The organism is Flavobacterium sp. (assembly GCF_004211145.1).
Lineage (GTDB): Bacteria > Bacteroidota > Bacteroidia > Flavobacteriales > Flavobacteriaceae > Flavobacterium.
Map to the genome: position 1 here is coordinate 1 of NZ_SEBS01000032.1, position 11,868 is coordinate 11,868.

General features: G+C 47.2%; 11 protein-coding genes. 8 read left to right on the forward strand and 3 right to left on the reverse strand.

The genetic code is table 11. The annotated features are described in order from the left end of the window. The 3 genes from EOO50_RS13595 to EOO50_RS13605 form a co-directional block, all read left to right on the forward strand. Positions 1-1,635, forward strand: a 1,635-nt coding sequence (locus EOO50_RS13595; protein WP_290840822.1) for an AAA family ATPase, incomplete at its 5' end; no start/stop codon positions are given. A 618-nt stretch (positions 1,636-2,253) separates the two neighbouring features. After that, entirely contained in the window at positions 2,254-2,796 is a 543-nt protein-coding gene (locus tag EOO50_RS13600; protein ID WP_290840823.1) for a type 1 glutamine amidotransferase domain-containing protein, read from the forward strand. A gap of 99 nt (positions 2,797-2,895) precedes the next feature. After that, positions 2,896-3,375 (forward strand): hypothetical protein, encoded by a 480-nt coding sequence (locus EOO50_RS13605; protein WP_290840824.1) that lies wholly within the window; start codon positions 2,896-2,898, stop codon positions 3,373-3,375. Positions 3,376-3,404: 29 nt separating this feature from the next. On the opposite strand, the gene EOO50_RS13610 is transcribed toward EOO50_RS13605, so the two are convergent. Further along, entirely contained in the window at positions 3,405-3,686 is a 282-nt protein-coding gene (locus EOO50_RS13610; RefSeq protein ID WP_290840825.1) for a hypothetical protein, read from the reverse strand. Between the two features lie 94 nt (positions 3,687-3,780). Here EOO50_RS13610 and EOO50_RS13615 point away from each other — a divergent pair, with 94 nt between their 5' ends. The 3 genes from EOO50_RS13615 to EOO50_RS13625 are packed head-to-tail and all read left to right on the forward strand — an operon-like array spanning position 3,781 to position 6,204. Beyond that, complete coding sequence (locus EOO50_RS13615) at positions 3,781-4,632, forward strand: aldose 1-epimerase family protein (protein ID WP_290840826.1); 852 nt, start codon at positions 3,781-3,783, stop codon at positions 4,630-4,632. A gap of 42 nt (positions 4,633-4,674) precedes the next feature. Continuing rightward, positions 4,675-5,649 (forward strand): alpha/beta hydrolase, encoded by a 975-nt coding sequence (locus tag EOO50_RS13620; RefSeq protein WP_290840827.1) that lies wholly within the window; start codon positions 4,675-4,677, stop codon positions 5,647-5,649. Positions 5,650-5,652: 3 nt separating this feature from the next. Further along, complete coding sequence (locus EOO50_RS13625) at positions 5,653-6,204, forward strand: GNAT family N-acetyltransferase (RefSeq protein ID WP_290840828.1); 552 nt, start codon at positions 5,653-5,655, stop codon at positions 6,202-6,204. A gap of 737 nt (positions 6,205-6,941) precedes the next feature. Here EOO50_RS13625 and EOO50_RS13630 read toward each other — a convergent pair. Both EOO50_RS13630 and EOO50_RS13635 read right to left on the reverse strand, forming a co-directional pair. After that, positions 6,942-9,167, reverse strand: a complete 2,226-nt coding sequence (locus EOO50_RS13630; RefSeq protein WP_290840829.1) for a M1 family metallopeptidase — start codon at positions 9,165-9,167, stop codon at positions 6,942-6,944. Positions 9,168-9,297: 130 nt separating this feature from the next. After that, positions 9,298-10,827, reverse strand: a complete 1,530-nt coding sequence (locus tag EOO50_RS13635; protein ID WP_290840830.1) for a S8/S53 family peptidase — start codon at positions 10,825-10,827, stop codon at positions 9,298-9,300. 127 nt (positions 10,828-10,954) lie between these two features. Here EOO50_RS13635 and smpB point away from each other — a divergent pair, with 127 nt between their 5' ends. Both smpB and EOO50_RS13645 read left to right on the forward strand, forming a co-directional pair. After that, positions 10,955-11,413 carry an SsrA-binding protein SmpB gene (smpB, locus tag EOO50_RS13640; protein ID WP_290840831.1) on the forward strand — a complete coding sequence of 153 codons (459 nt, stop codon included), beginning with the start codon at positions 10,955-10,957 and terminating at the stop codon, positions 11,411-11,413. A gap of 10 nt (positions 11,414-11,423) precedes the next feature. Then, on the forward strand, positions 11,424-11,792 hold the full coding sequence (locus tag EOO50_RS13645; RefSeq protein WP_290840832.1) for a helix-turn-helix transcriptional regulator: 369 nt from the start codon (positions 11,424-11,426) through the stop codon (positions 11,790-11,792). The last annotated feature ends 76 nt before the right edge of the window (positions 11,793-11,868 follow it).

The following is an 11,868-nucleotide window of genomic DNA, read 5'->3' on the forward strand; positions in this document are numbered from 1 at the left end:
GCTTTGGAGCGCCGATTCCAGAAGGTTTTGGTCGACGAACCCGATACCGAGAGCGCGATCTCGATTTTGCGCGGCATCAAGGAAAAATACGAAACGCACCACAAAGTGCGCATCAAAGACGACGCGATCATAGCCGCAGTCGAATTGTCGCAACGCTACATCACGAACCGATTCTTGCCCGACAAAGCCATCGATTTGATGGACGAAGCGGCGTCGAAACTGCGCATGGAAATCAATTCGAAACCCGAGGAACTCGACGTTTTGGATCGCAAAGTCATGCAACTGGAAATCGAGATCGAAGCCATAAAACGCGAGAACGACGAGAACAAACTCAAGATTCTCGGAATGGATTTGGCGAATTTGAAGGAAGAACGCAACGAGATTTTCGCGAAATGGAAGTCGGAGAAAGACGTCGTAGATAACATCCAGAACGTCAAGACCGACATCGAAAATTTCAAACAGGAAGCCGAACGCGCCGAACGCGACGGTGATTACGGAAAAGTCGCCGAGTTGCGCTACGGAAAAATCAAGGACGCGCAAGTCCAACTCGAGCAATTGCAACTGCAGTTGGCCGAGAACCAACGCGGCACTTCGCTGATCAAAGAAGAAGTCACGCGTGAAGACATCGCCGAAGTCGTCGCCAAGTGGACAGGCGTTCCCGTGATGAAAATGATGCAGGGCGAACGTGAGAAGTTGTTGCATCTCGAAGACGAATTACACCGACGCGTTGTCGGGCAGGAAGAAGCAATCGAAGCGATTTCAGATGCCGTGAGAAGAAGCCGCGCGGGGTTGCAGGATGTGAAGAAACCGATCGGATCGTTCCTGTTCTTAGGAACGACGGGCGTCGGGAAAACGGAATTGGCGAAAGCATTGGCCGAATACCTGTTCGACGACGAGAACGCGATGACGCGAATCGACATGAGCGAATATCAGGAACGCCATTCGGTAAGCCGTTTGGTCGGCGCGCCTCCGGGATATGTCGGTTATGATGAAGGCGGACAATTGACCGAAGCCGTTCGCAGGAAACCGTATTCGGTGGTGTTGCTCGACGAGATCGAAAAAGCGCATCCCGACACGTTCAACATCTTGCTTCAAGTACTCGACGAAGGCCGTTTGACCGACAACAAAGGCCGACTCGCCGACTTCAAGAACACGATCATCATCATGACGTCGAACATGGGAAGCGCGATCATCCAGGAGAAATTCGAAAACCTCAAAGGTTCGATTGAAGCCGCGACGGAAGCCGCGAAAGACGAAGTTTTGGGACTTTTGAAACAGACCGTTCGTCCCGAATTCATTAACCGGATCGATGAAATCGTGATGTTCACGCCATTGACGAGCGACAACATCAAGCAGATCGTCGGGTTGCAATTGAAAGGCGTCACCAAAATGCTCGCCCAGCAAAACATTACGCTCGACGCGACTCCCGAGGCCGTTGATTACCTTTCGCAAAAAGGGTACGATCCGACGTTTGGCGCACGACCTGTAAAACGCGTGATCCAGCGCGAGGTCTTGAATAAATTGTCGAAGGAAATCCTTTCAGGACAGATTACGACCGACAGCATCATTCTGCTCGATAGTTTTGATGGGGAGCTCGTGTTCCGAAACCAGTCGGAGCTTGCGGATAAACAATAAAAGGTTGATTAATTATTTAAAACGCTAATCGAAAGGTTGGCTTTTTTTTTTGGAACACGGATTTTACGGATGACACGGATGACACAGATACGCAGCAGGTCAAATTGAAGTACAGGATCACCAACTACGATTGCGATTTGATTTGCGTGACTTTGATCACGGACAAAAACCGTGTATCTGTATCATCTGTTCGATGCGTGTTCCGAAACCAGTTGGAGCTTGTTGATAAACAATAAAGGCTTGTTTTTTTTTGGAATGTCGATTGTGAGGTTGGCGTTTTAGAACACGGATTTTACGGATGGTTTCGAATCTTCGTGACGGAAACGCCTATGGAAACGCAAGCCGCGCGAAGGATGGTGGCATTGTCTAAGCTCTTTTGGCTTGCTCGGGATCTTCCCTGTAAAATTTTTTTCCAGCCAAAAAGCGAGTGCCTCCAGCCTGACCGTGAGGCAAATGAATCGCGGTTTCGAGAAATTGTTCCCGCCGAACGGACGCGCCCAAAGCTTCAACACCAAGCACTTCAGCACTTGAACACTCCTTAACACAACTTTACAAGTCCATTGGCATTTGTTCGCAAATTCCGTAACTATCTTTAAGCATAACATAAACAACACAACCATGAAAAAGCGAATAGCCATTTTGGCCACACACGGATTTGAAGAAAGTGAATTGAAATCGCCCAAGGAAACACTGGAAGCCGAAGGTTGGCAAGCCGATATCGTGAGCCTTGAAAAAGGTACGATCAAGTCGTGGACGGGCGGCGATTGGGGACCGGAATACAATGTCGACTATACGCTCGACGAAATCAACTCAGGCGATTACGACGCGCTGGTGTTGCCGGGTGGCGTGATCAATCCCGATAAATTGAGAACAAAGGAAGGCGTGCTTAACTTCGTACGTGCGTTCTTTGACCAAAAGAAACCGGTAGCGGCGATCTGCCACGGGCCGCAAACGTTGATAAACGCCGATGTGGTGCGCGGACGTGAAATGACGTCGGTGAAAGCGATAAGCAAAGATCTGATCAACGCCGGCGCGGTTTGGAATGATGTGGAAGTCGTGGTCGACCAAGGCTTGGTGACGAGCCGGACGCCTGAGGATTTGCCTGCCTTCAATAGAAAAATGGTCGAGGAAATCAAGGAAGGCGTACACGCGAGCGCGTAACGAAATCATAACAAAAAGCACCGCTAAAACCGGTGCTTTTTATTTGGCGCGACGGGTTTTATTTATTTATATTGCGGTACCAACCCAAAAACACCTACCATGAAACGAGTACTCATGCTTTTGATGCTGGTTACCTACCCAGCTATCTCGCAAACTATGGCTCAGACCGACCTGAGCATTACCAAACCCGACGACGAACGCCTTTACCACACGCCCGAAGTCGATGTGAAGCCTGAGCTCAAAAATGGTATGTACACGCTGTCGATGTTCATCAGCAAGAATTTCAAGATGCCCGACGTACAGAACAAAAAAGTCAAACTTTTCGTGGGATTTGTCGTGGAACCGAGCGGTTCGATCACCGACATCAAGTTTATCTACATGACCGCCAAAACCATAGACGAGAGCAAACCTGCCCTGTCTGAGGAGCAAAAACAATATGAAACGGACCAGCTCGATACGATGAAAGCCGAATCGGTTCGCGTGCTTTCGCAATTTACCGAAGTCTGGAAACCGGCGATGAAAGACGGGAAAGCCGTTCGTTGCCAATACAATTACCCGATAAATTTCACGCTCGAGTAACCATGAAAAAATCCGCCGGAGCGGATGATTTAAAATGATTTATAGATTCGATTGATCGGAATCCCGATTCCCTGTTTGAGGATTACGCTATTGTCGGTCAAACCCCAAACGGTAGTTTCCACCACTTTTTTGGAGCTGTTGTCTTCAAAATAGATGCGTATCTTTGAATGTTCGACGTTGCCCAACACCAGGGCGCGTTGCAGCTCAGAGTTCCTGAGGCGCATCGCATCGCGATCTTCGAGTACGTCATTTTTAGGGAATTGCAATTCGGCAATCGATTCCTTTTCTATGGTTTCAAATTGTGGAATCATAAGGTTAAGTTTGGTTAATTAAGATTTGAGGGTGAGTAAATGTAATAAAATTTATTCACCGACCAAGAAAATTGTTAAAAAAGTTCATTTTACTTTGGAAAAGACACTATTACATAACGGATATTCAGCGACCATAAAATATCACGGAGCCGAGTTGGTTTCGTTCAAAAATCCCGACGGGAACGAATACATCTGGAACGGCGACCCTGAATATTGGGGAAAGCATGCTCCTGTCCTATTTCCCGTAGTCGGAACCCTGCGCAAGAATTCGTTCACGTATAAAGGACAGGAATATCACTTGCCGCGACATGGTTTTGCGCGTGACATGGAATTTTCGCTCACGCACCATTCCGAGAACCAGGCCGTTTTCTCGTTGCAGTTTTCAGATGAAACACTTGCGAGATATCCGTTCCGGTTCTGGCTCCAGATCAATTACCGATTGCTCAACAACACCTTGCTCATCGGATACAGCGTTATAAATGAGGGCAAGGAAAAGATGCCGTTCTCGTTGGGCGCGCATCCGGCGTTCGCGCTTCCGGGTGAATTCTCCGACTATTCCCTCGATTTTGAAAAGGAAGATGCGATCAAAGCGTTCATACTCGAAAACGATTTGCTGTCGAACCAAACGGAAACCATCGGATTACAAAACCACAAGCTTCCACTCGATTACGCCTTATTTGAAAACGACGCATTGATTATCAAGAACGTAGCATCAAAAGAACTTTCGATATCGCGTAAGGGAAAAACGATCGTGACGGTCGGTTATGACGATTTCCCGCATTTGGGTTTATGGACGAAACAGGACGCGCCGTTTCTCTGCATCGAACCGTGGTTCGGATATTCGGACACCGTGAACGCGAGCGGAAATATTTTTGAAAAGGAAAGCATCATGGTGCTCGACGCCGAAGCGGTATTTAACACGAATTTCACCATCGAAGTATTTTAACACGGCAGCCGAATGCTTATATTTGAGTAAATACCACACTCAATGAGCAATGCCAAACTGATTCTTAGAAGATTCGTCTTCGCACTCTCAATTTCAATCGTATTTTCGAGCTGCGGATCGATTATACTTCCACACCACAAAAACCGTCCCGATTTCCTGCCCGAATATTTGTTCAAGTCCAAAAAGGCGAAGGCAAAATACATGAAGGCATACAACAAAACCCTGACTCTTTTCACGGTTAAAGTCGAAGAAATAGATGTTCCGACGCGATTCGGAACGGCGCATGTTCTCGTAAGCGGCCCAAAAAACGGTCAGCCGCTCGTACTTTTTCACGGCATGGACGCGAGTTCTACGATGTGGTACCCGAATATGAAGGCGTTCAGCAAAACCCATCGCGTGTATGCCGTCGACTATATAATGGACGCCGGAAAATCGGTGCTCAAGACCGAACCGCTCAACAACGAGCAGGTCATTCTCTTTTACACCGACATTTTCGACAACTTAAAGTTAAAATCGGTCGATTTACTCGGAACTTCGCGAGGCGGATGGATTGCGGCCTGGCTTGCGATACAGCCGGAAAATCGCATCCGAAAACTGGTACTGTTGAGTCCGGCGCAGGTATTCGGGATGGTCGACGCGACGATTTTTCCCGCGGTTTGGTTCAAGATGTTTCCGTCCCGGAAAACGCTCAAGAGGACAATGGAAGCGTTCGCTACACATCCTGAAAAAGTGCATCCTTTTTTCAGGGACCAGTTTTACATCGCGAGTAAATTCGGGGACAGCCGGCCGCAGATCACGCACATGATGCCGTTCGCGAAAGACGATCTGTCGAAACTCAAAATGCCTGTATTGTTCCTTTCAGGTGACGAGGATTGCATGAACGGCAAGGGCGCATGCGAAAAAGCAAAGGAGTACATTCCTGACGTAAAAATTATCGTCGTCAAGGATTCCGGGCATTTCATGAATACCGATCAAAGCGAAATAGTAAACACCGAAGTGACGAATTTCCTAAATTAGCGCATGCTTACACTCAATTTTTCCCCTTTCCCTGAAATCGAAACCGAGCGTCTTTTCTTGCGGCGCCTTACCGACAACGACGTTAACGAAGTTTTCGCGTTGCGCAGCGATCCTGAGACGATGAAATACATTCCGCGTCCGCTGGCCAAAAACCATGAAGAAGCGCTTGCCCACATCAAGATCATCAACGAAAACATCGATAAGAACGAGGGAATAAATTGGGTGATTACGCAGAAAGGCGAAAATAAAATGATGGGAATCATCGGTTTCTACCGAGCCCATCTCGAGAGTTTCCGTGCCGAGATCGGTTACATGATTTTGCCTGAATACAACGGAAAAGGCTTTATAACCGAGGCGATTGAGAGGCTCGCCATCTTCGGGTTTGAAGAAATGAAGCTACATTCGATCGAGGCGATCATCGCTCCTGAGAACGTTGCGTCAGCCCGCGTGCTTGAAAAAAACAGATTCGTTAAGGAAGCGCATTTGCGGGAAAATGAGTTTTATGACGGGAAATTTTTGGATACCGTTATTTACTCGCGTCTTGTGACGGATTAAATTTTAGGATTTCGGATTTCATTTGTTTTTGACTTGCGATTTTTTTCACCATTAAGGGCATTAAGAGCATTAAGTTTTTATAAGCATGATAAACTTGACGCGCTTAACGGTTTAGAATTTATGCGGATTATTATACATCGGACGAATCGATAGATTTAAAGATTCGATACATCATAACGTTTATTAAATTGTTGAATTTAATGGTTTCAATGGTTAGAATGTAAGCGGATTATTATCCATCGGACGAATCGATAGACATAAAGAATCAGTACTTCATGACGTTTATGCAGTTGACGAACTTAATGCTTTTAATGGTTAAAATTTAAGCGGATTATTATCCATCGGATAAATCGTTTAAACATAAAAAAAATCATATTTCGTTACGTCTTTACCCTTAATGAACTTAATGCTCTTAATGGCTTAAAGAAAAATTAACGGTTAACTATTCTTCGAGGTAAAAAATCTAAAAGTAAAAGGCGCGAGTCATCAAGATTATACTCTTAATGAACTTAATGCTCTTAATGGTTTAAAAAATTATTCCTCGAGGTAAAAAACCTAAACGTCAAAGGCGCCGAGTCATCAAAATTTTACCCTTAACGAACGTAATGCTCTAATGGTTCAAAAAATTAAAGGTTAATTATCCCTCAAGGTAAAAAATCCAAACGTCAAAGACGTCGACTCATCAAGATTTTACCCTTAATAAACGCAACGCCCTTATCGGTTTAAAACATAAAATCTTATTTTTTGTCCCTTGTAAACGGAATTTCCTTCCCCTCAATTTTCAAAATCGCTTTATTGCGCGACTCATCGAACTTAAATGTCGGGCCGCCCTCAGGCGACTGGAACTCATCTTTCCCGATCGAAATCAAATCCTGCGTCATGCCGTTCACTCGTACCGCAAGCGCATTGTCCTTCTCGATGAATTCAAATTTGACAGGGAATTGTTCACTTGAGAAAACCCCGAGGTAACTGTCGACCAAGATCGCTTTCTCAAGCGTGCTTTTTCCGGCTGTCCAAACGTTGTTCGCCGCGTTGATGTCGGGAAGTGAACCCGATGGATTCAGCGTGATCGTCTCGATTTCTAAAGTCGAATCGTGCCTGAACGTCCAAACATTGTTGCGTTCCCAAACCTCGACGGGAAGTGTCACGCGTTCGGTCGTGCCTGATTTGTACTTGATGTCGAGAATCGTCGGCATCGGCATCTGTCCAAGATTTTCGACCGTGATGAACACACCTTTCGACGGATCGTTCTTCACATACATGATTTTATTCACTGACTGGTCCATCTGCCAATTGTTGATGAACCAAGAACGCCAAAACCAGCTCAGGTTCTCGCCCGAGGCGTTTTCCATCGAACGAAAGAAGTCGTCAGGCTGCGGATGTTTGAACGCCCAGCGCTTGATGTATTCGCGGAACGCAAAGTCGAAACGGTCTTTCCCGAGAATCTCGTCGCGCAGGATCTTTAGTCCGGCAGCCGGCTTGTAATACAGCAACCAACCGATATTCGCTTCCTTCATATTGTCGGGAGCCGTCAAGACCGGATCCATGACCATAGTCGTTTTGGCGAGTTCCGAAGCGGCCGGACTCGGGCTCAAATACTCGCCCTTGTTGAACGCTTCTTCGCTGATTCCGTTGATGAACGTGTTGAAACCTTCGTCCATCCAACCGAATTGACGCTCGTTCGAACCGACGATCATGGGAAACCAAGTATGCCCGAACTCGTGGTCGGTCACACCCCAAAGCCCTGCGCCCTGTGACTTGAACTGACAAAATACGATGCCCGGATATTCCATTCCGCCCACGATTCCCGCAACATTCGTCGCCGCCGGATATGGAAATTCGAACCAAGTATTTGAATAGTGTTCTATGCTCGCCTTCACGTATTCGGTGGAACGACCCCAAGCCTTCACGCCCGCACTTTCAGCGGGATATGCTGAGATCGCGATCGATTTTTTTCCGCTTGGCAAGTTGATTCGCGCGGCGTCGATAACGAATGAAGCCGATGACGCCCAAGCCACGTCACGCGCGTTTTTGATGGCGAAATGCCATGTCAATGAAGGTTTTCCGGCGGGTCTTGACGCTGAAGAACTCACCTCGTCCAACGAACGGATCGTCACCGTCTGCTCGCTTTGTCTTGCCTGCGCCCAACGTTTCTGTTGTTCCGCCGTGTAGACATCTTTCTCGTTGAGCAATTCCCCTGAACAAACCACGATGTGATTCGAAGGCGCCGTGATCTTCACGTCGAAATCGCCGTATTCGAGATAGAATTCCCCGGCTCCAAGATAGGGAAGCGTGTTCCATCCGTACACGTCGTCGTACACGCACATTCTTGGAAACCACTGCGCGACTTCGTAAATGTTGCCGTCTTTCGTTTCCTGGATTCCCATTCGGTCGGAACCGTACGTCGGCGAAACGAATGAAAAATCGATTTTAAGCGAAACCTTGCTCCCTGATTTCATTTCAGCGGGCAAAATGACTTGCATGCGCGTGTCCACGATCGTAAATTTCGCTTCGGCTTCAGTTGATTTTCCGGCCTTGTCGGTCGTAACTATTTTTACCGACGTGATTTTATGTCCGCCGTCGAACGCCTGCCCTTTCGCACCGTTTCGGCTTCCTGAAGTCGGGACGACCGCGTTTCCGCGCGATTCTTTAGCGAATAAATTCTGGTCGACCTGCAACCATAAAAAAGAAAGCGCATCGGGGCTGTTGTTCGTGTACGTCAACACTTCCGAACCTTTGATCTCGTTGTTTTTGTCGTCGAGAGACGCCGTGATTTTATAATCGACGCGGTTCTGCCAGTATTTCGGTCCGGGTTGTCCGCTCGCACTGCGATAATCGTTTCCGTTCTTTGTGTAGAAATTCGGTGCAAAAGCCGCGTGATAATCGTATTGATTTTTTGTGTCTTGTTGCGCGAACGCGAATATTGGAGTCAAAAACACAAACAGTAGAAGGCGTATTCTCATAAAAGATCGATTGTTTGTTCTAAATTTTAAGAATTGGTCAACAAAGAAACGGGTTTGTTACGTTTTATTTCTTAAAAAAACACAAAAAAAGCCGCCAATCGAGGCAGCTTTCTGGGATATCCTGGAATTACTATTGTACGGCCGCGTTGGCATTGATGTTTCCATAACCGAATTGGGAATTCTTGTTCGGATAGAAATAAGACGATTGCCTCATTCGCGTCAGCACCTGCTCACGCGTCCACGACGGGTAGCGCGACCAGACCAGCGCAGCGATTCCCGCAGTCGTTGCCGTCGCGACCGAGGATCCGCCAACATAATCGTTCTGGTTGTTGTAATAACTTACGACGGGAACCGTATTTCCCGATGATGCGCGTTGCATCGCGATCGTAAATTCGACCTTGTCGCCCACGTGGCAGTCGTCGCATTTGGTATAACTGCCTTCCTTGACACCTGTAACGGCAATGACTTCAGACATCGTAGCTGGGAAGATCACGCCCACGAAAGTCGTGTAACTCGTCGAAGTTCCCGCTGCCGATAAGATCAGTTTTCCTTTTCCATGAGCGAATTTGATAGCGTCCGAAATTTTTCCGACCGAAAATAAATGGCCCATCGACATCGAAATGATTTTCACGTTCGAATTATTTCCCAAAGCCGTGAACGCTTTCTTTACGCCTTCCTGTTCGTGATAACCGTCGAGCACTACGTTTTTGGCCGCGCGATACGTGACGAGGTTCGCATTATACGCGACACCGACGGGCAATCCGCTGTTGTTTCTTGGCGCCGCCGCAGCCGATGCCATGCTCGTGCCGTGTCCGCAAAGGTCGGCCGAACCGTCGGTTCCCGTTGACCAAGGCCAAGCAGAATCGACATAAACACCGAATTTTTGGATGCTTCGTCCCGATGACAGCCCCGTATTGAAACTGCTTCCCAAAAGCGTCTGCTCAGGAGAAACCCCGGTGTCGATGATCCCGATGGTGATGCCGCTTCCAGTGCTTAAACTCCAGGCCGACGGCACGTTGTGCTGGTACAGACTCCATGATGCTTTCGCATTCGGCGTGACGGTCGTGTAATCGGCGGCGCTCAACGTCAACGCGTCGAAACCGCAGCCGGAACCATCAGCAACTCCCGAACTCGTCGTACTCAGATCCTTTGGCTTTTCCAATCCCGACGCCACGGCTGAAAATCTATAATTTCCGGGCTCGACGTAACGGATATGTCCCGATTTACGCAAAGCTGTGATCGTCACTTGTTTCTTGATGATGACATCGATCGTATTCAGGATCGGATCGCTGAAAATGAGGAAATCTTTTTGGGCGGTTCCTTCGTAATCGGCTATGAGCGAAAGCAGTTCGGATTCGATCGTGCGGTTGTTCGGCGATTTGCTTCGGTCGAAGTCATTCTGGCTTTTTCCGAATCCGATCGAAACGATAAAATCCCCATGTGATGCCGCGCTCCAAATGAAGTTGTCGGACGTTTGTTTCCAATTGAAGTCGCCTTTTGATTTCAATGAGCGTTCGATTTCGGCGTTGATTTGCGCAGGCGTAAAGGTTTGCTGCGACTTGTTTCCAAAAGTATCCATCGGCGCGCTTTCGTCTTTCGAACAAGATGCAAGCGTAAAAACAACCGCGGCCACTAAAAGTTTAGAGTACGATTTCAACATGATTCGTGTTTATTTTATTGGTTTACACTAAGATAAAATATTTCGTTAACAAAATTTTTAGAGAATCCTGAAAGTTATGAACAGTCGCGATTTTGTGCAGCCCACATTTTAACGTAACTTTGCCGCGATGCAAAAAACCGTCAACATACTCAACAAACGCGCGCGTTTCGACTTTGAAATCATCGAGACGTATACCGCTGGCATTGTGCTTACCGGAACCGAGATCAAATCGATCAGGCTCGGAAAGGCGCAAATCGCTGACAGTTTTTGCGAATTCAATGAAAATCAGGAACTTTTCGCGATCAATATGTCGATCGAGGAATATGCGTTCGGGAATACGTTCAACCACAAGGCGAAATCAGAACGCAAACTCCTGCTCAACAAACGCGAACTCAAAGGTTTGGAAAGAAGCGTGCAACAAAAAGGCCTGACGATCGTTCCACTTAAATTGTTCACGAACGAGAAAGGTTTCGCCAAACTCGACATTGCACTTTGCCGAGGTAAGAAAACCTATGATAAACGCGAATCACTCAAGGAAGCCGATACGAAACGCGATTTGGCGCGCATTAAAAAGGAGTTCCGATAAAATCGATCCGATGCAGCAATTGAAGGACTTACTTAAAGCTGGCCGCATCGCGAAAACGCTTACCACGCGCGAAGTTTCCGAAAAACTAAAAATCGATCAGGCACTTATCAGCAAATTCGAGAATGGGTTGCGACGCCCGACGCGCGGTCAGGTTTTGCAGTTGTCGGAACTTTTCGGGATCGATGCGGACGAATGCATCTTGGCTTGGCTTACTGAGAAGATTTTGTCGGAATTAAAAGACGAACCTCAGGCGATCCAAGCGTTGAAGGCCGCGGAAGCTCAGTTTATAAATACGGAAATCGATGAGAAGGTCGCACCTCAATTTGAGAAATTACTAGCTGAAATGGAGACTTTGAAGGCTATGTTGGGGAAAAAGTAAATCCAACTTCAAATAGCGATGATCTGATTTGAACAATTAAGATAGTTGAGAAAAGTTGAGTGGATTGGTATTCGCC

What these genes read in the sequence shown, in the direction of transcription:
- EOO50_RS13600 (WP_290840823.1), top strand. Translation starts at nt 2,254, where the DNA reads ATGAAAAAGCGAATAGCCATTTTGGCCACACACGGATTTGAAGAAAGT.
- EOO50_RS13605 (WP_290840824.1), top strand. Translation starts at nt 2,896, where the DNA reads ATGAAACGAGTACTCATGCTTTTGATGCTGGTTACCTACCCAGCTATC.
- EOO50_RS13610 (WP_290840825.1), bottom strand. Translation starts at nt 3,686, where the DNA reads ATGATTCCACAATTTGAAACCATAGAAAAGGAATCGATTGCCGAATTG.
- EOO50_RS13620 (WP_290840827.1), top strand. Translation starts at nt 4,675, where the DNA reads ATGAGCAATGCCAAACTGATTCTTAGAAGATTCGTCTTCGCACTCTCA.
- EOO50_RS13625 (WP_290840828.1), top strand. Translation starts at nt 5,653, where the DNA reads ATGCTTACACTCAATTTTTCCCCTTTCCCTGAAATCGAAACCGAGCGT.
- EOO50_RS13630 (WP_290840829.1), bottom strand. Translation starts at nt 9,167, where the DNA reads ATGAGAATACGCCTTCTACTGTTTGTGTTTTTGACTCCAATATTCGCG.
- EOO50_RS13635 (WP_290840830.1), bottom strand. Translation starts at nt 10,827, where the DNA reads ATGTTGAAATCGTACTCTAAACTTTTAGTGGCCGCGGTTGTTTTTACG.
- smpB (WP_290840831.1), top strand. Translation starts at nt 10,955, where the DNA reads ATGCAAAAAACCGTCAACATACTCAACAAACGCGCGCGTTTCGACTTT.
- EOO50_RS13645 (WP_290840832.1), top strand. Translation starts at nt 11,424, where the DNA reads ATGCAGCAATTGAAGGACTTACTTAAAGCTGGCCGCATCGCGAAAACG.